This is a genomic window from Beijerinckia sp. 28-YEA-48 (genome assembly GCF_900104955.1).
Lineage (GTDB): Bacteria > Pseudomonadota > Alphaproteobacteria > Rhizobiales > Beijerinckiaceae > Terripilifer.
This window is the reverse complement of sequence record NZ_FNSI01000001.1, coordinates 4,556,808-4,581,758: the sequence shown is the minus strand read 5'-3', so window position 1 is coordinate 4,581,758 and position 24,951 is coordinate 4,556,808. Positions and strand designations below refer to the sequence as shown.

The 24,951-nt window shown below is 62.6% G+C and carries 18 protein-coding genes; 10 read left to right on the top strand and 8 right to left on the bottom strand.

All coding sequences use genetic code 11. From position 1 onward, the window contains the following. The first annotated feature begins 226 nt into the window (after positions 1-226). Positions 227-2,875 (top strand): ATP-dependent chaperone ClpB, encoded by a 2,649-nt coding sequence (gene clpB, locus BLW50_RS21500; RefSeq protein ID WP_090706403.1) that lies wholly within the window; start codon positions 227-229, stop codon positions 2,873-2,875. A gap of 101 nt (positions 2,876-2,976) precedes the next feature. Further along, positions 2,977-4,653, top strand: coding sequence for an acyl-CoA dehydrogenase family protein (locus tag BLW50_RS21495; protein WP_090706401.1), 1,677 nt, complete (start codon positions 2,977-2,979; stop codon positions 4,651-4,653). On the opposite strand, the gene BLW50_RS21490 is transcribed toward BLW50_RS21495, so the two are convergent. Together BLW50_RS21490 and BLW50_RS21485 are read right to left on the bottom strand one after the other, a co-directional pair. Next, positions 4,650-5,795 carry a trans-sulfuration enzyme family protein gene (locus BLW50_RS21490; protein WP_090706398.1) on the bottom strand — a complete coding sequence of 382 codons (1,146 nt, stop codon included), beginning with the start codon at positions 5,793-5,795 and terminating at the stop codon, positions 4,650-4,652. The two genes, BLW50_RS21495 and BLW50_RS21490, sit on opposite strands and share 4 nt — an antisense overlap. 19 nt (positions 5,796-5,814) lie before the next feature. Beyond that, entirely contained in the window at positions 5,815-6,564 is a 750-nt protein-coding gene (locus tag BLW50_RS21485; RefSeq protein WP_090706395.1) for a hypothetical protein, read from the bottom strand. A 132-nt stretch (positions 6,565-6,696) separates the two neighbouring features. Here BLW50_RS21485 and ftsE point away from each other — a divergent pair, with 132 nt between their 5' ends. The 3 genes from ftsE (at position 6,697) to BLW50_RS21470 (ending at position 9,160) form a co-directional block, all read left to right on the top strand. Further along, the gene (gene ftsE / locus BLW50_RS21480; protein WP_090706393.1) at positions 6,697-7,359 is read left to right on the top strand and encodes a cell division ATP-binding protein FtsE; all 663 of its coding nucleotides are present in this window, start codon (positions 6,697-6,699) and stop codon (positions 7,357-7,359) included. Continuing rightward, complete coding sequence (locus BLW50_RS21475; RefSeq protein ID WP_090706390.1) at positions 7,352-8,326, top strand: cell division protein FtsX; 975 nt, start codon at positions 7,352-7,354, stop codon at positions 8,324-8,326. Before ftsE ends, BLW50_RS21475 begins: the two co-directional genes overlap by 8 nt. A 78-nt stretch (positions 8,327-8,404) precedes the next feature. After that, the gene (locus BLW50_RS21470) at positions 8,405-9,160 is read left to right on the top strand and encodes a lysophospholipid acyltransferase family protein (protein ID WP_090706388.1); all 756 of its coding nucleotides are present in this window, start codon (positions 8,405-8,407) and stop codon (positions 9,158-9,160) included. A gap of 28 nt (positions 9,161-9,188) precedes the next feature. Here the strand turns inward: BLW50_RS21470 and BLW50_RS21465 are convergent, their stop codons facing one another. Beyond that, positions 9,189-9,755 (bottom strand): gamma-glutamylcyclotransferase, encoded by a 567-nt coding sequence (locus tag BLW50_RS21465; protein WP_244544337.1) that lies wholly within the window; start codon positions 9,753-9,755, stop codon positions 9,189-9,191. A gap of 155 nt (positions 9,756-9,910) precedes the next feature. Here BLW50_RS21465 and BLW50_RS21460 point away from each other — a divergent pair, with 155 nt between their 5' ends. Then, positions 9,911-10,936, top strand: a complete 1,026-nt coding sequence (locus BLW50_RS21460) for a DUF2125 domain-containing protein (protein WP_090706386.1) — start codon at positions 9,911-9,913, stop codon at positions 10,934-10,936. A 3-nt stretch (positions 10,937-10,939) separates the two neighbouring features. On the opposite strand, the gene BLW50_RS21455 is transcribed toward BLW50_RS21460, so the two are convergent. Genes BLW50_RS21455 through BLW50_RS21445 form a run of 3 tightly spaced genes read right to left on the bottom strand, consistent with a single transcriptional unit; the run spans position 10,940 to position 13,920 of the window. Then, positions 10,940-11,899: a prephenate/arogenate dehydrogenase family protein gene (locus BLW50_RS21455; RefSeq protein WP_090706384.1), complete on the bottom strand. Its 960-nt coding sequence runs from the start codon at positions 11,897-11,899 to the stop codon at positions 10,940-10,942. Beyond that, positions 11,880-12,998, bottom strand: coding sequence for a histidinol-phosphate transaminase (gene hisC / locus BLW50_RS21450; RefSeq protein WP_090706381.1), 1,119 nt, complete (start codon positions 12,996-12,998; stop codon positions 11,880-11,882). Before hisC ends, BLW50_RS21455 begins: the two co-directional genes overlap by 20 nt. A 40-nt stretch (positions 12,999-13,038) precedes the next feature. Beyond that, positions 13,039-13,920: a chorismate mutase gene (locus BLW50_RS21445; RefSeq protein WP_090706378.1), complete on the bottom strand. Its 882-nt coding sequence runs from the start codon at positions 13,918-13,920 to the stop codon at positions 13,039-13,041. Between the two features lie 230 nt (positions 13,921-14,150). Here BLW50_RS21445 and BLW50_RS21440 point away from each other — a divergent pair, with 230 nt between their 5' ends. The 4 genes from BLW50_RS21440 to BLW50_RS21425 are packed head-to-tail and all read left to right on the top strand — an operon-like array spanning position 14,151 to position 17,731. Then, complete coding sequence (locus tag BLW50_RS21440) at positions 14,151-15,314, top strand: homoserine O-acetyltransferase MetX (RefSeq protein WP_280141540.1); 1,164 nt, start codon at positions 14,151-14,153, stop codon at positions 15,312-15,314. Beyond that, positions 15,314-15,976: a methionine biosynthesis protein MetW gene (metW, locus tag BLW50_RS21435; RefSeq protein WP_090706376.1), complete on the top strand. Its 663-nt coding sequence runs from the start codon at positions 15,314-15,316 to the stop codon at positions 15,974-15,976. Before BLW50_RS21440 ends, metW begins: the two co-directional genes overlap by 1 nt. Before the next feature lie 38 nt (positions 15,977-16,014). Beyond that, positions 16,015-16,626 (top strand): LysE family translocator, encoded by a 612-nt coding sequence (locus tag BLW50_RS21430; RefSeq protein WP_090706374.1) that lies wholly within the window; start codon positions 16,015-16,017, stop codon positions 16,624-16,626. A gap of 55 nt (positions 16,627-16,681) precedes the next feature. Further along, positions 16,682-17,731, top strand: coding sequence for an LLM class flavin-dependent oxidoreductase (locus BLW50_RS21425; RefSeq protein ID WP_090706372.1), 1,050 nt, complete (start codon positions 16,682-16,684; stop codon positions 17,729-17,731). On the opposite strand, the gene BLW50_RS21420 is transcribed toward BLW50_RS21425, so the two are convergent. After that, positions 17,728-18,237: a GNAT family N-acetyltransferase gene (locus BLW50_RS21420; protein WP_090706370.1), complete on the bottom strand. Its 510-nt coding sequence runs from the start codon at positions 18,235-18,237 to the stop codon at positions 17,728-17,730. The genes BLW50_RS21425 and BLW50_RS21420 overlap by 4 nt on opposite strands. A 185-nt stretch (positions 18,238-18,422) precedes the next feature. Beyond that, on the bottom strand, positions 18,423-24,803 hold the full coding sequence (locus tag BLW50_RS21415; protein WP_139267701.1) for an autotransporter outer membrane beta-barrel domain-containing protein: 6,381 nt from the start codon (positions 24,801-24,803) through the stop codon (positions 18,423-18,425). Positions 24,804-24,951 lie beyond the last annotated feature (148 nt).

The following is a 24,951-nucleotide window of genomic DNA, read 5'->3' as shown; positions in this document are numbered from 1 at the left end:
AATGATCGAAGGCCCGGTTCCCGAACCGGGCCTTTGCCTTTGGGCACCGCTTGGTGACCCGGTAACGCCCGGATTTCGACCCAAATTTTTGCCAGAATACAGTCGCGCGCCTTTTACTTCGTCGAATGCTCCTTACATCATACTCGACGGCTGCCATTCGGGGCCGAATCAGTATGCGTGACGCGCAACGGTCGCTTCGGGACTTGGGCGCGGGCAGGAGGATTTGATGAATTTGGAAAAATACACCGAGCGGGTGCGTGGCTTCATCCAGTCGGCGCAGTCACTGGCTTTGCGCGAAGGCCATCAGCAGTTCGCGCCCGAACATCTGCTTAAAGTTCTGTTGGACGACAATGAAGGTCTAGCCGCCGGTCTGATCGATCGCGCCGGCGGGCGTTCACGCGAGGCTCTGGTCCAGACCGAGTTGGCGTTGTCGAAATTCCCCAAGGTTCAGGGTACTGGCGCTGGCCAGCTCTATCTCGCGCCAACCACGGCGCGCGTCTTCGATTCGGCCGAGAAGATCGCCCAGAAGGCAGGCGATTCCTATGTCACCGTCGAACGGCTGCTGCTGGCACTCGCCATGGAGAAGTCGAGCGACGTCGCTAAGATTCTGGCGAACGCCGGCGTGACGCCGCAGACCCTCAATGCCGCCATCGAAGATCTGCGCAAGGGCCGCACCGCCGACAATGCGACGGCGGAAAACGCCTATGACGCGTTGAAGAAATATGCGCGCGACCTGACGGAAGCCGCCCGCGAGGGCAAGCTCGACCCGGTGATCGGCCGCGACGAGGAAATCCGTCGCACCATCCAGGTGCTGTCGCGCCGGACCAAGAACAATCCCGTCCTCATCGGCGAGCCCGGCGTCGGCAAGACCGCCATCATCGAAGGCCTGGCGCTGCGCATCATCAACGGCGACGTGCCGGAAAGCCTGAAGGACAAGCAGCTGCTCGCCCTCGACATGGGTAGCCTGATCGCCGGCGCGAAATTCCGCGGCGAGTTCGAAGAGCGCCTGAAAGGCGTGCTCAACGAAGTCACGGCGGCGGAAGGCCAAATCATCCTGTTCATCGACGAGATGCACACGCTGGTCGGCGCCGGCAAGGCAGATGGCGCGATGGACGCCTCCAACCTGCTGAAGCCCGCCCTCGCACGCGGCGAACTGCATTGCGTCGGCGCCACGACGCTGGACGAATATCGCAAATATGTCGAGAAGGACGCGGCTCTGGCGCGGCGCTTCCAGCCCGTATTCGTCAGCGAGCCGACGGTCGAGGATACAATCTCGATTCTGCGCGGCTTGAAGGAAAAGTACGAGCTGCATCACGGCGTGCGCGTCACCGACGCGGCGATCGTCGCGGCGGCTACTTTGTCGAACCGCTATATCTCCGACCGCTTCCTCCCCGACAAAGCCATCGACCTTGTCGACGAAGCCGCTTCACGTCTGCGCATGCAGGTCGATTCCAAACCGGAAGAACTCGACGAATACGATCGCCGCATCGTCCAGCTCAAAATCGAACGCGAAGCGCTGAAGAAGGAATCCGACACCGCCTCGCGTGATCGGCTCGCCAAGCTCATCAAGGAAATCGACGAGCTGGAAGAGAAGTCCACGGTCCTTACCAACAAGTGGAAGGCCGAAAAGAGCAAGCTCGGCGACGCCCAGAAGCTCAAGGAGCGGCTGGAGAGCGCCCGCACGGATCTCGCCAATGCGCAACGCCGCGGCGATTTCGCCGAAGCCGGCCGGCTCGCCTATGGCGTGATCCCGGAGCTGGAGAAGACGCTGGCCGACAACGAAAACGCTGTTTCCGCCGGCCTCGTCGAGGAAGCGGTGACGCCCAACCACGTGGCCCAGATCGTGTCGCGTTGGACCGGCGTGCCGGTCGATAAAATGCTCGAAGGCGAACGCGAAAAGCTCTTCAAGATGGAGGACGACCTGTCGCGGCGTGTCGTCGGCCAGAAGGAAGCGGTGCATGCGGTCTCGACCGCCGTGCGGCGCGCCCGCGCCGGCCTGCAAGACCCGAACCGGCCGATCGGCTCGTTCATGTTCTTAGGCCCGACCGGCGTCGGCAAGACCGAACTGACCAAGGCGTTGGCGAACTTCTTGTTCGACGACGAGACGGCGCTCGTGCGCATCGACATGTCCGAATACATGGAGAAGCACTCGGTCTCTCGCCTCATCGGTGCGCCTCCGGGCTATGTCGGCTATGACGAAGGCGGTGCTCTGACGGAAGCGGTGCGGCGAAGGCCTTATCAGGTCGTGCTGTTCGACGAAGTCGAGAAGGCGCATCCCGATGTCTTCAACGTTCTCCTGCAGGTTCTCGACGAGGGCCGGCTGACGGACGGGCAAGGACGCACGGTCGACTTCCGCAACGTGCTCATCATCATGACGTCGAACCTCGGCGCCGAATATCTCGTCATGCAGAAGGAAGGCGAGGATTCGGCGGCGGTGCAGACGGAAGTGATGAACGTGGTGCGCGGCCATTTCCGGCCGGAATTCCTCAACCGCGTCGACGAAATCGTTTTGTTCCACCGGCTGCGCCGCGAGGACATGGGCGCCATCGTCGATATCCAGATGAGCCGCCTGGCGAAGCTCCTGGAGGATCGCAAGATCACCCTCGATCTCGATCAGAAGGCCCGCACCTGGCTGGCCGACAAGGGCTACGATCCGTCCTATGGCGCGCGTCCGCTGAAGCGCGTCATCCAGAAGCACGTTCAGGACCCGCTGGCGGAAGCCATTCTGTCGGGCGAGATCCACGATCAGGACACCATCCGCATCTCGGCCGAACGTGGCGGCATCGTCATCAACGGCCGGGTGAAGGACGAGGACGCACCGGAAAAAGCCAAGAGCGGCGGCGCCACTGTGGTGAATTTTCCGAAAGGCGCGTAACCGCACCTGATCTTCGGTCCTGATGTTTGGATCGTCGTAAGTTCTTGGAAGCCGGGCGGCGTGTTAGCGTCGCCCGGTTTTTTTTGTATGAGGAGAGGGCGATGCGCGCACGGACAAGCGAACCACACAGCGACGTGGACGCGCTTCTGGCCCTTCTGCCCGACGCCGTGACGACCCTGACCCATTTCGAGGATGCCGCCAGGGCGCGTGTTCGCAAAAGACTGGGGCACGATGCGGCCTGCGCAGCCAGCCGGCTTGACACCGAGCAACGCGCCCTGCACGGCCTCGCCTGGCTCGCGACCTATCGCCAAGTATTGCAGGAGATCTGCGATCACCTCAAACAAGCCGAAGCGCAGGGGCAGGCCTCCGCGACGACGCAGCTGATGGCCCTGATCCTATCGGGCGAATATCTGGCGCAATGTTTCGGCGGCCTGCCAATGAGCCAATCGGAAATCGCCCGCCCTAGCGATTTCGGCTTTTCGGCAGCGGAAGCCTCGTCCTATCAGACATCAGCCATCGAACGACTGATCGCCCAAGGCAACACAGCGGAAACCCGGGCCGCGTTGATGCGAGCGCTGCGCCAGGCCGAGCCGGCGCAGCTCTTCAACGATGGAGCGGACGACGATCTGACGGCGATCACCGAAACGATCTTTCGCTATGTCGAAACAAAAGTCGCGCCGCACGCGCACGGCTGGCACCGCGACAATGCTTATATCCCGCTCGATATCATCACGGAGCTATCGAGCCTCGGCGTCTTCGGCCTGACCATGCCGGAATCCTACGGCGGCCTCGGCCTCGGCAAGACCGCCATGTGCGCGGTCACCGAGGAATTGTCGCGCGGCTATATCGGCGTCGGCTCGCTTGGCACCCGCTCCGAAATCGCCGCCGAGCTTCTGCTCGCCGGCGGCACAGCAGAACAGAAACAAAAATACCTGCCGGGCATCGCCTCGGGCGAGATCATCACCACCGCCGTCTTTACCGAGCCGGACGCCGGCTCCGATCTCGCCAGCCTGCGCCTGCGCGCCACCCCATCCGCAAACGGCTATCTGTTGCGCGGCGCCAAGGCCTGGATCACCCATGCGGCGCGCGCCGATCTGATGTTGGTGCTCGCACGCACCGGATCGGCTGAAGCACGCCACGATGGCCTGTCGATGTTTCTCGTCGAAAAGCCGCGTGGCAACGACGCCGACTCTTTCACGCTTCAAGGTCTCTCCGGCAGCGAGATCGAAGTGCTGGGCTATCGCGGCATGAAGGAATTCGAACTGATGTTCGACGATGTCGTGGTGCCGGCATCGGCGCTGCTCGGCGAGGTGGAAGGCCGCGGCTTTCGACAATTGATGCAGACCTTCGAATCAGCCCGCATCCAGACCGCCGCCCGCGCCATCGGCGTCGCGCGCGCGGCCTTCGAATTGGCCATGCGCTACGCGCTCGAACGGCGCCAGTTCAACAAGGCTCTGATGGATTTTCCCCGCGTCAGCGACAAGATCGCGATGATGGCGGTAGAGATTTTCGCCGCCCGCCTGCTCACCCATTTCGCCGCCCGCGCCAAGGATCTCGGCCGGCGCTGCGATCTTGAAGCCGGCATGGCGAAACTGCTGGCCGCACGCGTCGCCTGGGCAGCCGCCGACAGCACCGTGCAGATCCACGGCGGCACCGGCTTCGCGCTCGAACATCCCGCCTCGCGCCTGCTCTGCGACGCGCGCATCCTGTCGATCTTCGAAGGGGCTGCCGAGATTCAGGCCCATGTCATCGGCCGGCGACTGTTGGAAGAAGCCTAGGCCCGCAGCGCCTGATCGAGATCATCGAGTAAATCTTCCGGATCCTCGATGCCAACCGATAGCCGCAACAGATCGTCGGGGCAGGGCGTGCCCGGACCTTCAACGCTGGCGCGATGTTCGACGAGGCTCTCGACCGATCCAAGCGACGTGGCACGTTTCCACAAGCGCACATGTGCCGCAGTCTTGATCGCGGCCTCAGCGCCGCCATGGCAACGGATGGACAACATACCGCCAAAGCCGCCATGCATCTGCCGCGCGGCGATGGCATGCTCGGGATGATCAGGCAAACCCGGATACAGCACTGCATCGATCTGCGCATGTACTGACAGAGTTTCAGCGATAGCTTGCGCCGATTCGCAGCAGGCCCGCACTCTGAGATCAAGCGTACGCATGCCACGGATCAATTGATGCGCTTCGAACGGGCCCAGGATCATGCCGTGCGCGCTGCGCACCGCTGCGATGCGTGACCACAGCTCATTGATCGTGGTCGTTACCAGCGCACCGGCGATCACATCGCTATGACCGTTGAGATATTTGGTCGCCGAATGCATGACGATATCGGCGCCAAGACTGAGCGGCCGCGTCAGGATCGGCGTCGCCACGGTCGAGTCTGCTGCCAGCAACGCGCCGTGCGCATGCGCCAGTTTGGCGATGGCGGCGATATCGCAGACGTGCCAGAGCGGATTGGCCGGCGTCTCGATCCACACCAACGCGGTCGGTGCGCGCTTCAGGCTGGCTTCAAGCGCTGCCAGATCGCGCATATCGACGAGATCGACAACGAGACCCCATTTGGTCGCGTCCTGCATCAGCCAGCGGCGCAACGCCCAATAGAGAACCGTGGGCGCGATGATGCGATCACCCGGCTTTAGCGCCAGAAAGACCGCAAGCGCCGCCGACATGCCCGACGACAACACCATCGCCTCGGCGCCGCCTTCGAGCTTGCAGATAATCTCTTCCGCATGACGAGCGGTGGGATTGTCAGCCCGGCCATAGCTGTTGCCACGGCTGTAGCCATTGTCGGGATCGCGCTCATAGGTACTGGCCACATGGATCGGCAACACGATGGCGCCGCTTGGCCCGTCTATCCGCCCCAGCGCCTGCGCCACTAAGGACCGCGGACGCAAAACACCTTTTTCAGCCATCGCTTTTCAACCGTCGATTCTATCCGCGCTTGGCGAAACGCACGAGCACGTCGCTGGCCTCACGCAACGGCGCTGCGAGGCGTGTTTTGAAACTCGCGGTTTCGCCACCATCGAGACGTGTCACCGGCGCGGCCATCGACCAGCGGTAAATCTCGCGGCCGCCATTGTCTTGCAGGAGGAGTTGCAGCTCACCGATTTTCCGGCGCGCTTTGGATGGATTGGCGATCTGGCCTTCGACGATCAGATAGCTCTGACCATCGGCTTCATGCAGCGACGCCTTCACGCCACGCAGTTCCACGCCAAGCGTATTGGCGGGCAGTCCGATGGCGCTGAACACACTCGCCGTCGGCGGCGCGATCGCCGCCAGCTGATGCCGGCCAGCCAATGCCGCGCTCGACAAACCAAGCAGAGCGACGGCGGCCACCAAGGGCACGCGACCCGGCCAGCGCCGCAATGGGCGGGCTTGCGGTGCCATCCGACGCGCGGCGCGGCTCTGGACTGGAACCTCCGGAAACGACGGTACAACCGGCGCAACACCCTTGAAGCTCACCGAGCGCGGCCTAAACTGCTCATCACGTAAAATGAGCACGTCGAACGCCATATCGTCACGCGCATGCTCGACTAACCGATGTTCGACCTGCCCAAGCTCAATCTGCCCAAGCTCGGCCGACCCATGCTCAACCGAGTACGGATCGGCTTCAACCTCGACAACACGCAGGTAATCGGAAGAGTGATCGGGAGAGAACGTGGTGATCGACTGAGAATTCATCTAATGGGACCGTTTGGAGGGCGCCGGGGATTCGTCTGGCGACGTTGTGATCATCGACGGTTATGGTTAATTCCGGTTAAAGATTCGCAGCGCGCCGATACGGTATCGGCGCACCGATAAACGAGGTCGGGTTTGGTTCGCTTCGAGAATGTCGGCCTTCGCTACGGCATGGGAACGGAAGTTCTCAAAGACATCAGTTTCTCTGTGGAACCGCAGTCTTTCCAGTTCCTCACCGGCCCTTCGGGCGCCGGCAAGACCACCTTGCTGCGCCTGATTCTCATGTCTCTGAAGCCGACGCGCGGCTTCATCTCGCTCTTCGGCCAGGATGCCTCACAACTGGCGAAGGACGACATATCGGCGATCCGGCGCCGCATCGGCGTGGTTTTCCAGGATTTCCGCCTGCTCAATCACCTCACCACCTATGAGAATGTGGCGCTGCCCCTGTTCGTCCAGGGCCAGGAGGAGAGCACCTATCGCCCGCAGGTGATCGAACTATTGCGCTGGGTCGGCCTCGGCGACCACATCCATTCCTATCCGCCGGTGCTCTCAGGCGGCGAGAAGCAGCGCGCCGCTATCGCCCGCGCCCTGATCGTGCAGCCAGAACTACTGCTCGCCGACGAGCCCACGGGCAATGTCGATCCGACATTGGCCCGCCGGCTGCTGCGCCTATTCATGGAGCTCAATAAATCGGGCACGTCCGTCGTCATCGCCACCCACGATCTGGCCTTGATGGATCAGTTTGAAAGCGCGCGGCGCTTCGTACTCGGCGACGGACGGCTGCACATCTATGACTGACACCTCCAGCCCGGAAGCGGTGGCCCCGCCATCGCGCGAAAGCCCGCTGAAGCGGTCGATCCAGGCCTTTTCCAAACCGCGGCTGACCTTGATTCCCGCCGACAGCACCGCCAGCCGGGCACTCGTCATCGTCATCGCCATTATGACTTTCCTCGCCACCCTAACGGGCGGCGGCGCCATGCTGATCTATCAGGCATCGCAGAACTGGAATTCCGCGATCTCGCGCGAAATGACGATTCAGGTGAAACCGCAGCTCGGTCGCGACATCGAAGCCGATGTGCGCAAGGCGGCGGCGATCGCCCGGATGCCAGGCTTCGCCGACGTGCGCGTGTTTACCCGCGAGGAATCTTCACGACTGTTGGAGCCGTGGCTCGGTGCCGGGCTCGATCTCAGCGAACTGCCGGTGCCACGGCTGATCGTGCTCAAACTCGCCGACGATGCCCGGCCCGATCTCGGCGCCCTGCGCACGCAATTGAGCCAGCAGGTGCCCAACGCGGCGCTCGACGATCATCACCTCTGGCTCGACCGCCTCAGCACCATGTCGCGAGCACTGGTCGTCGTCGCCGTCGTCATCCTGCTCCTGGTGCTGCTCGCCATGGTGCTGGCCGTCGCCTTCGCCACCCGTGGCGCCATGGCCGGCAGCCGCGAGATCATCGATGTCCTGCATTTCGTCGGCGCCCGAAACAGGTTCATCGCCGCCGAATTCCAGCGCCATTTCCTCAAGCTCGGTCTGCGGGGCGGATTGATCGGCGGCGTCAGCGCCCTGGTCATCTTTTATCTGGCTGGCCTCCTCACCGCCTGGTGGATCGCCAGCCCCGAGGCAAGCCAGGTCGAAGCAATGTTCGGCCGTTTTTCCCTCGGTTTTGTCGGCTATCTGACGATCATCGTCATTTCGGCAGGCATCGCTCTGCTCACCGCCGCCATGTCGCGCTCGGTCGTGCTGCACCGCCTGCGGCGCATGAACTGAAGAAGAACTGACCGATCTGGCGCATTTCCTTCCCCCGAAAATGCTATAAAAGCAGGCCCTCAACACAATTGGCGTGACATGCTCTACATCCGCTCGGCCCTGTTCAACGTGCTGTTTTACCTGAACTTGATCATCATCATGATTCTGGGCCTGCCGTTGCTCGCGACAAACCGCTATTCGGTCTTCTGGCTGTGCAAGATCTGGGGCAAGTCCTCGCTCTGGCTGCTCGACAAAATCTGCGGCACCAAGGCTGAATTTCGTGGCCTCGAGAATATTCCCAAGGGCGCACTCATCATCGCGCCGAAACACCAGTCGATCTGGGAAACCTTCGCGCTGGAAATGTTCTTCGACGACTATTCGATCATCCTGAAGCGGCAGCTGATGTGGCTGCCGCTGTTTGGCTGGTATCTCAAGCGCGCCGACCTGATCGCCATCGACCGCGCCAGCGGCCGATCGGCACTGGAGCAGATTATCCAGCAGGCCAAAAAGCTCCCGCCGCAGGGCCGGCAATTGCTCTGCTTTCCCGAAGGCACGCGCCGCCCGCCAGGCGCGCCCCCGCGCTACAGGATCGGCATCGCCCAGATCTATATGGAAACCGGCATGCCCTGCCTGCCCGTCGCCATGAACTCCGGCCTGTTCTGGGCACGCCGCAGTTTCCTGCGCCGGCCGGGAACCATCGTCGTGGAATTTCTGCCGGTCATTCCCCCCGGCCTGCCGCGCGAGGAATTCTTCACCCGCTTGCAAACCGTCATCGAGGACGCCTCCAACCGGCTGATGACTGAGGCTATCGCCAAGGACCCATCGCTGGCGCAACTGATGGTGAAGGAAGGCTGAGCCTTCTGCCCAACCTTCGTATCATCCGTCAATTCGCCGCGAGATGCTTCGCCAGCCAGGCCAAGGTCGCATCATGCACGCCGATCTCGCGCAGGTGCTGATAAGTGCTGACCACATAGTCTGGATTGTCACCCGACACGCCCTTGCCCTGGCGCACGAGACGGATCAGCTCGTCCCGCTCCAGCCGACCGGCATATTGCTGATGGCTTCGATCGACGACGTAAGCAACGGCTGCCACCTTGTCGCCTGTGGCGAGGCGCACGTGCAGGAAGGTCTCGAGATAGATCATGGTGACCTGCTCGCGCTCGCGCAGATAAGCGATCACCTCGTCCCAATTCTCCGCCCGCACGCGGAAAGCCACGCCCTGGCAGGAGCCGCCCCGGTCGAGCCCGAGCACCAGCCCTGGAATCTCCTGGGTGCCCCGATGCACATGCGAATAGATGCACAGCGATCGATGATAGCCATGAACCGAGGCGATCTGCTTTTCCTCGAACGGAAAGCCCGGCCGCCACATCAGCGAGCCGTAGCCGAACACCCAGAAATCGTGCGCCGTGGTCATCGTGGTCGCCTTGGCCGTCGTCATGGCGCTGGACATATAGCCGCCCTTCCCCGCTGTAAATCGGCCGTTTTTGCACGGTCTGGTGCATCTGCGGTAAGGACAGGCCTGACTGACCAAACGCACTGACCAAACGCACTTGCCGCCCCGGCGAATGCCCGCCACTGTCTGCGAAACTCCGGAGCCCCGTTGAAATGCCAAGCCGCAAGGCCAGACTTCCCGTTCTCGCCCTCGGCCTGCTGATCGCGCTCGCCGCAATCTGGTCCCTTGTCTGGTACGGCGGTCTGCTCCTGACCCGTCACCACCTGGGCCAATGGATGAGCGCAGAGGCCGATCGCGGCCGCACCTGGACCTGTGGCGAGCAGAACGCCTTCGGCTTCCCCTTTACCCTGGGCATCACCTGCAAGGACGCGCGGGTGTCAGGCACCCATGCCGGCAAGGCCTTCTCCGCCACCCTGCCCAATCTCATCGCCCGCGCCGAGGCGCAGGCACCGCGCACTTTGCTGCTCGAAGCCATCGCGCCGCTCAACGTCGACATTGAAGGCCAAGCAAGCGCTGTCTCCTGGCAAGATCTGCACACCGAACTGAGATTCGGTTCGGGCGGCCCGGTCGCCGCGCGCCTGACCGGCGACAAACTCGCTTTCACCGGCAAATCGCTGATGCCCGACGGCGAGATCGAGAGCATCGATCATCTGTCGGTCGACATCACCCAGGCCGCCGACGTCACCGCCGATCAGAACGCCTATGACATCGCCTTCACGCTCGCTGGCGTGGCCTCGCCCGCGGTCGACTCCTTCATCGCCAACGGCCAAGCGACACATCTCGACGGCAAGGGCCGGCTGTCGCAGTTTTCGCCCTTCGGCAACAGACCGCTGGAAGAGCGGCTTGACGAATTTCGCCTGCTGGGCGGCGCTTTCGTCATCAACAGCCTGCGCTTTTCCAAGGGCGACACGACGGCGGAAGCCAGCGGCCGTCTGACACTTGATGAGTCCCATCGACTGGCCGGCGATATCAGCGCGCGCTTTGCCGGCATCGAGCCACTGCTCACCCGCTTTGGGATTCCCACGGGCCTCACCGCGATCGAGAGCCTGATGCGCCGGCGCTCTCCTGGCGCGGATAAGACGGAACCTGCCGGCCTGCGCCTGCCGGTCACCCTGCGCAATGGCGGCGTCTATATCGGGCCCGTGCGCGCGCCCGTACGCCTGCGCCCACTATATTAGGCTCTATGTCTTTGGCGGCGGCGCACTGCCACGACCAAAGTCGGCGGCATTGGTCTCCTGTCCCTGCGCGATGATGCTGCGGCGAATGGCGCGCGTGCGGGTGAACAGATCGAACAGGCCCTGGCCATCGTCCCAGCGGATCATCCGCTGCAGCGACGCCAGATCTTCCTGAAAGCGACCGAGCATTTCCAGCACGGCTTGTTTATTATTGAGGAAGACATCGCGCCACATCGTCGGATCGGAGGCGGCTATGCGGGTGAAATCGCGAAAGCCGCCAGCGGAAAATTTGATCACTTCCGACTGCGTCACGCTTTCAAGATCGTCGGCCGTGCGCACGATATTATAGGCGATGAGATGCGGCACATGGCTGGTGATCGCCAGCACCAGATCATGATGCAAAGGCGACATCACTTCGACATTGGCACCACAGGCTTCCCAAAAGCGGCGCACCTTGTCGATCGCCGTTTCATCCTCGCCTTCAGGCGGCGTCAGGATGCACCAGCGATTGATGAACAGCGTCGAAAAGCCAGAATCGGGCCCGGAATATTCGGTGCCCGCCACCGGATGCGCCGGCACAAAATGCACGCCCTTGGGCAGCTGCGGCGCGATTGCATCGACCACCGCCTGTTTCACCGACCCAACATCGGAGACGATAGCGCCTGGCTTCAATACTTTGGCAATGGCGGCGGCGATCGCCGCATTGGCGCCGACCGGCGCGCACAGCACAACAAAATCTGAGTCGGCGCAGGCCTGCGCCACGTCCTCGATCACCTCATCGGCGATCTTCAGTTCGACCACGCGCTCGCGCACCGCTTTGTCGCTGTCGCAAGCGACGATGTGACGGGCGAGATGTCGATCGCGCGCCACTCGCGCGATCGACGAGCCGATGAGACCGACACCGACGATGGTGATCCGGTCGAACAGCGGCGCGTGGTCTTGGCTATCAGCCACCCTTCGCACCATGCTTGGCGAAATCACGCAGCGCCTCGGCAACAAGGCGGCAGGCCTCGTCAGTGCCGATGGTGATACGGATTGCATCGGGCAGGTGATAGGAGCCGACGCCGCGCACGATGAGCCCGCGTTGGCCCAGGAAGGCCTCGGCCTCCTTGGCGGTGAAGCCTGGCTTCTGGCCGAAATGCACCAGAATGAAATTGGCTACGCTCGGCGTCACTTCGAGGCCGGCCGTGCGCACTTCCTGCGTCAGCCAGTCGAGCCACTTCTCGTTATGCGCCGCCGACATTTCGACATGCTTGGTGTCGTTGATCGCCGCCGCACCGGCCATCAGGCCAGGACCGCTGACATTGAACGGGCCGCGCACGCGATTGATGATGTCGCAAACCTCTTCAGGCGCATACATCCAGCCGATGCGCACAGCCGCCAGGCCGTGGATCTTCGAAAACGTCCGCGTCATCACCACGTTGGAGAACTCGGACACCATTTCGAGACCTGAGGTGTAGTCATTCTTGCGCACATATTCCGCGTAAGCCGCATCGAGCACCAGCAGCACATGCGGCGGCAGGCCGGCATGCAGGCGCCTCACCTCTTCGAACGGCAGATAGGTGCCAGTCGGATTGTTCGGATTGGCGATGAAGACAACCTTGGTGCGTTCCGTGACACGCGACAGGATATCGTCGACATCGGTGGTGTAATTCTTCTCTTCCGAAATGATCGGCGTACCACCCGCCGCCTGAATGGCGATGTAATAGATCTGGAAGCCATGCTTGGTCATGATCGCTTCATCGCCGGGCCCGATATAGGCCGCCGCCAGCAAGTGCAGCAGATCGTCTGAGCCGCAGCCACAGACAATGCGATTGGCATCGAGGCCAAAGCGCGCGGCAATGGCTTCGCGCAACACGCGCGCCGCGCCATCGGGATAGAGATCAAGCGTCTTGGCGGCGGCCTGATAGGCTTCGAATGCAGCCTGCGACGGCCCGAACGGCGTTTCGTTCGAGGATAGTTTGAAGGTCTTACCGCTGCCCTTGGCCGGGCTCTTGCCAGGCACATAGGCTTCAATGTCGAGAATGCCGGCGCGCGGGGCGGGGCGAGACAGGGTGGTTGTCATCAGAAACTCCGGAAACGTCGATGCGTCAGAAAAGGTGAAATCAGATGTCGGTGGAATGTCGGTGCACTTGATGTCGCAAGGCATGGCTACCGATTTCAGCCAGGCGCACATCGCTATGTCCGGCCTGCGCGAACAGCGTTTTGACATTGGCGAGGGGGACATCGCCCGGCATGGCCAAAAGCAGCGACAGGCCCCATTCGCTGCCGACATTGCCCAGGATTTCGCCGCCGGCACGCCCGACCAGTTCCGGCAAGGCATCGCGCCAGCGCGTGATCGACGCCTCGTAGATCACCACGTCGCGCGAAGCCGCTTCCGCGAGCGGCAGCGACAGCACGAAGGCCGGCACGCCGGCTGGATGATCGGGCCGTTCGACGAAGGGCAGGCGGGCGATGATTTTCGGCGCCTCGGGCGGCGCCAGGCGATGCCACCACGGCTGCGCCATGGCACCGCTGTCCATGCGCACCATGCCGAGATCGCCTTGCGATGACGCCACCGCGTCGATGACGCCAGAGGCGCCATAATGGGGGATGAAGGGCACCGTGAAGCCGAAATGGAAGCGGGCGGAGTCGCGCATCATCGCGTCGCCCGCCGCCGTATCGACATGGACGCTGTAGGGCGCCTGCACATAGGTGAAGGTCGAGATAATGATGCGCCAGATGCCCTCGACAGTGTCGAGCGGCAGCAAGCCCCGGTGGCGGATGGCGAGGCGGCGCATCATTTCAGCCTCGCGGCCGGGCCGGAACGCCGATCCACCGCCCTGGCACGCCTTGATGGCGATCAACTTGTCGATGATGGCGCTGCGCTCGATCAGCAGCTCATGCATCTCCTGGTCGATCCGGTCGATATCGACGCGGAGCGTCGCCAGATCCACCACGGGATCGGCGGCAGAAGAACCAGATTTCGGCTTGAGGTCTGCTGACATAGCTTGTTTCACGGCCTGAACACGATGGGGCGGCGGAAAATGTCATAATCACGCACCCCGCCGAAGGCAAAGGAATAGAGTTTAAGGCTTGCCCCGAAGCGCCCTCTTGCCTTGACTTACCGCTGGAGCGACACCTATATATCGTACAACGCGTTCGAAATAGAGAACGATACGCGATCGAAAGGACGTTAAGCGTGGCAGGTACCGGAACGCTCCCGGCGGATGCGCCCCTGTCCACGGCCGCCCCCGACGACATTCCCAGCCAATTCGCCCATTTTCCCGCCAGCCAGCCCCTGGCCATGGACGCCGGCGTCCTGCTCGCCCCCCTCACCATCGCCTACCAGACCTACGGCACCCTCAATGCCGACAAGTCCAACGCCATCCTGATCTGCCATGCCCTGACCGGCGACCAGCATGTCGCCAATGTGCACCCGGTTACCGGCAAGCCGGGCTGGTGGGGCACCATGGTCGGCCCGGGCCGGCCGATCGACACCGAGCGCTATTTCGTCATCTGCTCCAATGTGGTCGGCGGCTGCATGGGCACTACTGGCCCGACCTCGATCAATCCGGCCACCGACAAGCCCTATGGCCTCGACCTGCCGGTCGTCACCATTCGCGACATGGTGCGCGCCCAGGCGATGCTGATCGACCACCTCGGCATCGATCAATTGTTCTGCGTCGCCGGCGGCTCCATGGGTGGTATGCAGGTACTGCAATGGGCGGCGCTGTATCCGCAGCGCGTCTTCGCCGCCATGCCGATCGCCGCGGCCGCCCGGCATTCGTCGCAGAACATCGCCTTTCACGAGGTTGGCCGCCAGGCGATCATGGCCGATCCCGACTGGCGCGCTGGCCGCTATTTCGACCAGGGCGTGAGGCCCCAGAAGGGCCTCGCCGTCGCGCGCATGGCCGCGCATATCACCTATCTCTCCGACGAAGCGCTGCAGCGCAAATTCGGCCGCAAATATCAAGACCGCGAAGCCCCGACCTTCTCCTTCGACGCCGACTTCCAGGTCGAAAGTTACCTGCGCTACCAAGGCTCGACCTTCGTCGAGCGCTTCGACGCCAATTCCTATCTCTATGTCACCCGCGCCATGGATTACTTCGATCTCGCTGAAGATTACGGCGGCGTGCTCGCCAACGCCTTCAAAGGCAGCCGCACGCGCTTCTGCGTCACCTCGTTTACGTCCGACTGGCTGTTTCCCACATCGGCATCGCGCGCCATCGTCCATGCGCTGAATGCCAGCGGCGCATCGGTGTCTTTCGTCGAGATCGAAACCGATCGTGGCCACGATGCCTTTCTGCTCAACGTGCCGGAACTCTTCGCTACATCGCGCGGCTTCCTCGAAGCGGCGGCGCGGGCACGCGGTCTCCCACCAAAGGTAAAATCGTCCTGATGACCGACACCGTGACGCGCTCGGGCGGCATCAACGTTCCGTCCTTCGGCAACGAAGGCCGCCTCGATCATCTCCTCATTGCCAGCATGGTCAGCGACAACACGCGCGTGCTCGATGTCGGCTGCGGCGACGGCGCACTATTGCGCCTGCTCACCGACAAGCATGGCGTCGACGGACGCGGCATCGAATTGTCAAAGAGCGGCGTCAACGAAGCCGTCGCCAAGGGCCTGTCGGTGATCCAGGGCGATGCCGACACCGACCTTGTCGATTATCCCGACGACAGTTTCGACTATGTGATCCTGTCGCAAACGATCCAGGCGACCCGCCACCCAAAGGTGGTTCTCGAACACATGCTGCGGGTCGGTCGCCATGCCATCGTATCGTTTCCAAACTTCGGCCATTGGAAATTGCGTCTGCAATTGCTGGTCAAGGGCAAGATGCCGATGACCGGCATTCTCTCCAACCCCTGGTACGACACGCCCAACATTCACTTCTGCACCATTCGCGACTTCGTCGGTCTGGTCGATGAAGTGGGCGCCAAGATCGAACGGGCCGAGGCGCTCAACCGCTTCGGTGCTCCTCTGGGCTTCACCGCGCCCTGGTGGGTCTGGAACATGTTCGGCGAGCAGGGGCTTTTTCTTTTGAAACGCGGCTCTCGCTAGCCCCCTCGGGGGCGCCGCTGTGCAAAGGGTTGCGCATCATGTCTCCCGAATTCCTCATCACCACGCTCATTATCGTCGCCTCACCCGGCATCGGCGCGACCTATACGATCGCCGCCGGCTTGAACCGCGGCGCCAAGGCGAGCGTTTGGGCCGCATTCGCCTGCACGCTTGGCATCGTCCCGCATCTGCTGGCGGCGATGACCGGACTGGCCGCGCTGCTGCATGCCTCGGCGCTTCTGTTCGAAATCGTCAAATATGCCGGCGTGGCCTATCTGCTCTACATGGCCTGGGCGATGCTCAAGGAACGGGGGTCGATGAAGATCGACGCAGGAAACGATGCGCGCGGCCGTTGGCAGGTTATCGTCGACGGCATTCTGATCAACCTGCTGAACCCGAAACTGTCGATCTTCTTCGTTTCCTTCCTGCCGCAATTCATCAGCCCTGCGCAGCCGAATGTACTGGCGCAGATGATGGTGCTCTCGAGCGTCTTCATGCTGGCGACCTTCGTCATTTTCACGCTCTACGGCCTGTTCGCGTCAACGATGCGTGACAGGGTGTTGTCGAGCCCGACGGTGCTGGCCTGGATGCGGCGGACTTTCGCGGCCGCTTTCGTGGCGCTCGGAGCCAAGCTTGCACTGAGCGAACGATAACCTAAATAAGGGGCGACCCTCTTTCAGCTTCCCGCCTCTTTCGGATCCCCGCCTCATGACTGATGACGCGACCCAGCGCCCCCTAGAACTCGGCCTCGACACCTTCGGCGATGTTACCTTCGGCGACGATGGTGAGCTGCTGCCGCACGCCCAGGTGATTCGCAATGTCATCGACCAGGCTGTCCTGGCCGACGAGGTTGGCTGCGCCTTCATTGGCCTGGGCGAACATCACCGCAGCGATTTCGCCATTTCCGCGCCGGAAGTGGTGCTGGCCGCTATCGCCGCGCGCACCAAAAGCATCCGGCTTGGCTCGGCCGTGACCGTGCTCTCATCCGATGATCCGATCCGCGTGTTCCAGCGCTTTTCGACGCTCGATGCCGCCTCGAACGGCCGCGCCGAAGTCATTCTCGGGCGCGGCTCCTTCACCGAATCCTTTCCGCTGTTCGGCTTCGACCTCAACGACTACGAGAAACTGTTCGAGGAGAAGCTCGATCTGTTTGCCGCGTTGCTGCCGCAACAGGAAATCTCCTGGCATGGCAGCGTGCGTCCGCCGCTCGACAAGCAGCGCGTCTATCCGCCGATCGAACGCGGCACCTTGAAGACATGGATCGGAGTTGGTGGCAGCCCGCAATCGGTGGTGCGCGCCGCGCACTACGGCCTGCCGTTGATGCTCGCCATCATCGGTGGCGATCCCGCCCGCTTCAATCCCTATGTCGATCTGTTTCATCGGGCGCTGGCCGAGTTCAAGAAGCCAGCGCTCCCGATCGGCGTGCACTCGCCCGGCCATGTCGCCGACAGCGACGAGCAGGCGCGCGAAGATCTCTGGCCCTGCTACAAGCGCATGCACGACCGCATCGGTGCTGAGCGTGGCTGGCCGCCGACAAACCGCGCCCAGTTCGACCAAGAGATCGCCCACGGCTCACTCTATGTCGGCGCGCCCGAAACCGTCGCCCGCAAGATCGCCGCGACCGTAAAGGACCTCGGCATCGACCGTTTCGACATGAAATACAGCGCCGGCCCGTTGCCGCACAGTAAGCTGATGCGCAGCATCGAGCTCTACGGTCGCAAGGTTATTCCGATGGTGCACGACCTGCTGGCGAGCTAGCGCTCGAACTTGAAGGCAACGCGCTCGCACACTTTCGCGCCGAAATATTCAAGCGCCTTGCCCGAAACCTTGCCTCCCATGGCTTCATAAAAGCCGGTGGCGAGTTCGTTCTCCGCCAGGGCCCAGACCACCAGCGAGGCATAGCCGCGCCGCGCCAGATCGTCCTGGGCGGTGCGGAACAGGCGACGACCAAAGCCGAGACCCTGAAATTCCGGCAAGAGATAAAGCTCGTAGATTTCACCGCTGTAGCGCGCCGAGGCATCGCGATTGCGACCATAGCTGACATAGCCGGCGACACTGTCTTCAAAATCGGCGACGAGCAGGCCGCTGCCGCGCTGCATCGCCGCCCGCCACCAGCGCGCACCGCGGTGGCGCACCATGCGATCGAGTTCGCGCCCAGGGATGATGCCGCGATAGGCGTGAACCCACGCAGCAGCATAGACGTCGGCTAGGCCGGCAATGTCATCGGCCTTCGCGCTTCGCACCGAAAGGAGAGCCTGTTGCATCCTCCGTAGACTGGTCCGAAACGCCGACATGCACAAGCCTTGCTTTGGATTTTTAGAACTCGTTGTTTTCTATTGTGTCTTTTCGAAAAGGCTGTGCAGCGCGTTTAAGCGTCCTACGAGGTACGCTACCGCGCCGCTTTGCTTGAACAAGACATTGTCGCCCGAACTGGAGGTTGCGCGGTCGTTCAAAACCGCAGCGCCGCCCGCAACGAGGCGGTCTGATCGATATAGCGCTGAGCGGCGCGCAAACTATATTCGGCGCGCAACTCAAAACCGCTCTGTGTCGCCAGTTCCAGGCCGGCGGTCAGATTGCCATAGACCTTCGGCGCACCCGTGGTGATCTGGAACGGCGCGATGCCGCTGGCGGCGAAATCGGCGAGCTGCATCCGCGCCACCCAGCCACCATTACCCAGGAAGCTGACGCCACCGATCACATAGGGCCGCAACGTCATGGTCTTGCTGACATTGATCCGACCGCCAATCTCAAGGCCCGGCGTCGCCATGACACTGGTGCGGCTTGTCGCCAGAGCCGCCAGATCGAACAGCCCTGCGCCGGCCTCGCGATAGGCCGACTGACGCACAAAGCTGACATCGAGATCGGCGAACGGTTTGAGATACCAGTTATTGAACGAGAACTCGTAAGCCGCCCGCAGCCGGCCGCCGAGATGCACGAATTGCGGATGGCTCCGCGCCACAGCGGAAAAGCCCGGCAGGAAGACTCGCCGCGTCATGTCGGAGCTCTCATAGCCGGCACGCACGGCGGCGGCGAACAGCCAAGGCCCGACCTGCCGCTTGAGAGCAGCACCGACATTGACCGTGTTGCTGGTGATGGCCACGGCGCTTGCGTCGGACTTGGTGTCGCTCGCCATGTAGCTCAGCGAGCCGCTGAGGAACCAGTCGCGGGCGATCTGTCGTTGCGCGCCGATCTGGTAGGTCGCCACAGTGGCGCGATAACCGGTGTCGTCGCTCGTGCCAGAGCGATTGACGCGATTGCCGGTGACGCGCCCCCAGACGCATTCGCCTTCGCTGCGCTGGGTGCTGCCGTTGAGGAAATAGGGGCAGCTCATCAGCGTGTTGAAGAAAGAATAGGAATGATGCGCTTGCGCGGCGAGACGGCTGTGCGTCGCATCGTTGGCCAAGCCGGCGAGCATATCGCCATAGCTTTTGGCGCTGGTCAGTTGAGCGAAATAGGTGAACAGAGGTGCAGCCCCGGTATAGCCCGAATCCCAAAGCGCCTGGAGATAATTGGCGGTATTGAAACGATCCGCCGGAAGAGCCGCGGCCGCGTTACGGAAATTACCAGTGGCCGACACCGAAAGGTCGCGTCGATCCGCACTTAATTGCAACGCGTAATTGATTGGCAGCCCGTCCAGATCGCTGCTTTGCGCCGAAAAATTCGACACCGGCGTATCGAAATGACCGATTGCCAGAGACCGCCCCTTCAACGGATTGCGCGTATCGAAATCGATCGTGCCCGCCAGATTCGTCTCGCCACTCACGGAAAGCCGAGTGCTGCGATTGTTCAGAAAATCAAGGCCGACAACCAGGTTGCCGTCGGCTGTCTGCGTGAAGCCGCCCGTCAGGCGCGTCACGTAATATTGCCCGCTGTTGGTGAGATCCAGATAGCCTGAATTGGTCAAGAGGCCGTTGACGCCCAGATCGATCGTATCGTTGGGGGAGAAGTCACCGGCATTGGTGAAAGTGCCCGTTCCGCCGACCCGGATATTGCCGTTGATGCTCGCATTGCTTGCGTTGTTGATCGTCGCGTTGCCCGCCGTGACGATGGCGTCATTGCCAAGCGAGGCAATGGTGCCGCTGTTGGTGATCGTCGTCATGCCGGTCGTGTTGGTGATGATGCCAGCACCCGACCCCGTTCCACCCTTGACGGTGGAAGCCGTTCCCACCGTGATGTCGATGGCGCCACCCCGGTGGCCGGAACTGGAATTGCCGACGCTCACCGCATAGATGCCCGGCGAATTCAGTCCTTGCGCGATGACGTCTGCACTCTGGTCCACCTTGATGTTGATATTGCCGCCAGCATTCCCCGCCCCTTCCCAGGGTTGGCGCAACAACAAACCAGCATCGGAGAGAACGGCGCCGCTGCCCAGGCTCATCGCCAGAATAGCGGGCGCGTTGGCACCGCTCGTCCTGATGGAGCCCGGATGACCCGTGTCCCCAGCACCATTGCCGATGACATTGATGTTGATGGTTCCACCGTTGCCCGCACCGCCGCTGACCCCGGCATCCTTGATCAGATTGAGATCGTAGGTGACGCTGGCCATATTGCCGGCCAAACCACCGCCGCCGCCGACGCTTTGCGCGACCACGCCGGCCGCTCCATCGCCAGTTGTCTGGATACGGCCATCGACATCGACATTCACCGTGCCGCCATCGCCGAAACCATGCCCGGAACCGGTGATCAGAGTCACCAGGCCGGACTTCGTTGTCAGACCGGCCACGCCGCCACCACCGCCGACGCTCTGCGCCAGGATGCCGAAGGCATTCTGGCCGCTGGTCGCGATGCTGCCGCCAGCTTCAGCCTTCACATACACCGTGCCGCCATATCCAACGGCGTCTCCAGTCGCGTTCAGCCGGAGATCAAAGGGCGTCGTCGCCGCATCCTTGCCATCGACGACAGCCGAATAGCCGCCGCCGGCACCGACGCTTTGCGCCAGAACGCCGAAGGCGAGCGCGCCCGACGTTTGGACAGAGCCCGCGATTGTCGCTGTCGCTGCTCCGCCATCACCCCGCACGCCGGAGCCATTGGCGCCGAGCTCATAGGTGTTGGTCTTCGCATCCGCCGCATCCAGCGTCGGCGCCGGTGGCGCAACCGGCAGATCGAAGGTCATCACCGTGGTGCCGCCGCCACCGCCAATGCTCTGAACCATGACGCCGTGCGACAGCACGCCCTCGGTCTGCACCTGGCCGCCCGCATCGACTTGCACGGTTGCGGAGCCGCCGGCCCCAGAAGCGCCATCCGCGCCAAGGCCGCTGTACCAATTGCCGCTCAGCCGGGGATTGATGATGCCAAAGCCGCCGCCAATGCGTTCGGTGCTCTTGCCACCGCCAGCGCCGATGCTCTGCGCCAAGATGCCCATCGAGTTTGCCCCGACAGTGTGGACGCCGCCGTTGGGCTGAACCTCGACCCAGACGGCTCCACCCTTACCGCCGCCGCCACCCCTGCCACCAGCTTCAAGATGCAGATCGACCAAACTGTCGCCGTTAATCGGTGCAGCATGGGCGCCATTGCCGCCGCCACCGCCAATACTCTGCGCCAAGATGCCGTCGGAATTGGCGCCCGCGGTGACGATCGTACCGCTCGTGTTGACCGTGACGGAACCACCATCGCCGGCAGCACCGCCCGACCCGCCCACCGAGAATCCGGTCGTCAGACTGGCGTTGTAAGGGATGAGTTTGAGGATGCTGTTGACGATATCGGCAGCGTGACTGTCCGCGTTGGACAAGAGCGAACTGAGGGGCTTTTCGACACCGCCACCATTGCCACCGCCGCCACCAATGCTCTGCGCGAGAATGCCGGGCGAATTATCGCCTCGGGTTATAACCGTATGGGAGTTGTTGGCGATCACAGTTCCGCCATCGCCACCAGAACCGCCATAACCGCCAATCGAAAACTGGAACCCAAGGCTCGGCGAATATTGTCCGCCATAGATCGTAGCGCCACCCTTGGCCACGCCGGCCAGAAGATCCAAGATCATCTGCGTCTGAGACATGTTGGAGGCCGAGTTGACCGCTCCGCCATTGCCGCCACCACCGCCGATGCTCTGCGCGATGATACCCGGAGAATTGGCGCCGGAGGTATCAACAGAGCCGCTATTGTCGACTTCGATATAACCGCCGTTGTTACCACTGCCGCCACCACCGCCAACCGTGACACCAACATTGACATTGACGGAGGAAAGCTGTCCGGGCGGAGCGGGATTGTTGGGGTCGCCACCCGGAATGAAATTGAACACACCCTTGGCGATGGCCAGCAATACGTTCTGCAGGGCGTTCGCATCCGAGAAGGCCGACTGAAAGGTCGAGCTCGCGACATCGCTGGCCTGGCCGCCGTTACCACCACCCCCGCCAATGCTCTGTGCGAAGATGCCGGCCGCGTAATCTCCGTAAGTGGTGATGGCGCCGTGGTTCGAGATCGAAACGGCGCTGCCATGGTTACCACTGCCGCCCATACCGCCAAGCGTTATCGTCGAACGGAACACCGGTGTTGAACTCGACAAGCCCTGGCTGTTACCGCCATTGCCGCCGCCACCACCGACACTCTGCGCGAAAATGCCATAGCCATGATCGCCTTCCGTGGTGACGGACCCATAGTTGATCACGTCGAGTGCGCCGCCGACATTACCGCTGCCGCCATTGCCGCCTACGGAAATACCGGCGTCGAGCGAGTATCCCTTAACAAGTGCGGCACCGCCGACATGGCTGATGCTGCTGCCACCGTTGCCACCCCCGCCACCAATGCTCTGCGCGAAGATGCCGACCGCACCGCTGCCGAGTGTCGAGATAATGCCAGCGGCATCATTATAGACGCTGACGCCGCCACCCATGGCGCCGGTGCCGCCATCACCACCGACGGCGGCGCTGACCGAAAGGGATATGTCGGGGGACACGGTAATGCTGTTGACCGTCGCGGAACCGCCATTGCCGCCACCACCGCCGATACTCTGTGCGACGATTCCATGGGACTGCGATCCGTAAGTGACGATACGCCCATAGTTATCGACGCTGACGTGGTCACCGCTACCACCGCTGCCGCCCTTGCCACCGATCGCAAGATTCAGGCTGACGATGCTGATCCCGGACGGATTGGGCGGCGCGAGCACGAGTTGATCCGACGTTGCCGTCCCGCCATTGCCACCGCCGCCGCCGATACTCTGCGCCAGAATGCCGTATGACTGATGACCATGGGTCGTGATCTGGCCATCGTTCTCCATGTTGACGACGCCCCCGTCGCCGCCGACACCACCCGTGCCACCAACGCTGACTGTCAGGGGGATCAAGACGCCGATGGCGAAGGCACCGCCGGCGTCACCGCCGCCGCCGCCGATACTTTGTCCGACAAGACCATTGGCTTGGCTGCCATAGGTCTCGATGGAGCCGCCAGCGCGGTTTTTGATCACGGCCCAGCCACCACTGCCAGCGTTGCCACCAGAGCCGCCGATGGAGACGAAGCCACCGCCCGCCGAACCCGCCGTCGCACCACCACCGCCAAGGCTTTGGCCGACAATGCCGGAGCCGCGATCACCCGTCGTTCGAACGGTGCCATAATTGTCGACAACAACGTCGCCTTCGCTTCCGCCGGCCCCGCCCCTGCCGCCATGTGAATAGATGATGCCGGTATCCGAGCCGCCAGAGCCACCGCGACCACCTTCGGAAATCGCGACAATCCCACGCGCCGAGAAACCCGACGTCGAGATGGACCCATAATTCTGGATGTTGACGGCACCGCCGGCTCCACCATCGCCGCCCGGCTTACCGGTGATCGGATTGAAAACGCCGCTGCTGCCGCCATTGCCGCCGTCGCCGCCCCGGCTTTGCGCAAAGACACCGTCGGCAATGTGCTCCGCGTCGCCAATACTGCTGGTGGTGCCCGTGGTCACGATAGAGGCGCCGGCCCCGATGACAATATGGATTTGACCGGCGCCGAGGTCCGCGCCGCCTGGAGTCTGATATCCGTCCTGGGCCGATCCGCCGCCGCCACCCTGGCTCAGCGCATAAATACCCGCCTGCATGGTTTTGATGGAGCCCGCCGAATAGGTGACGTTGATCGTGCCGCCCGCGCCACCATAGCCGGCCGGATGAGAGGCATCGCCAGTGCCATCGCCACCGCGACCCCCGATCGCCTGAAAGGCCATACCGACGCCGGCGGGGTTGGTGATGTCGCCCGAGATCGTCGCGATGATCGCGCCGCCAAATCCACCTTCACCGCCCATGGGATTGGCGCCGAGGCCTCGGATCGAGGCAGGCGCCGCATAGCCTCCGTTGGCCGTGGCCACCAGAGCATAAATGCCATGGGCATTAATCGTCACGTTTTGCAGATTGACGTCGATGATACCGCCGCTGCCGCCATACCCGTAAAGCGTCGACTCCCCGGGAGTGCCGAAAGCATAAGAGCCGGCGTTGCCGCCCGAAGCATCAAGTACAACACCATTGCCAGCTTGATTGGTGATGGTGATATTCTCAGCCGAAAGGCTGATCGTGCCGTTGTTGCCGCCGTTGCCGCCCCAGTGATTCTGACTTGTGGTGTAATCCTTGCCGTTACCGCCATCACCACCTCGTGCGGTAATGGTCACGGCGCCGGTAAACGGATCAGTGGGGTGGCTGGTCGTGATGCTATTTGAAAGCGTGGCGTTGGCCTTCCCGCCGTCACCACCGTCCTGGCCGTTGGAACTGCTGAAATCGTCGGCGCCCCGCGCACCGCTACAATCGAGGGTATAGGGCACTTGCGAACTCGGCGAACAAGCTGCGGCCTGATCCACACCCAGCCAGGAAACCGCCAGAGCACTCAACGAAGTCGCCGCGAGATAAGCCGTGCGACGACGCAACATGCGCACGCCTGCCGGCGACGGCCGCCTCAGCTCCGACCCATTGTCCCCATACGCTGACAGACAACATGCAGACGGACATGGCGCGCCACCATCGCGCCGCCCCGCTTCATCCATGCGAGCCCCCGGTTCCCTTCAATGTCTCATGAAG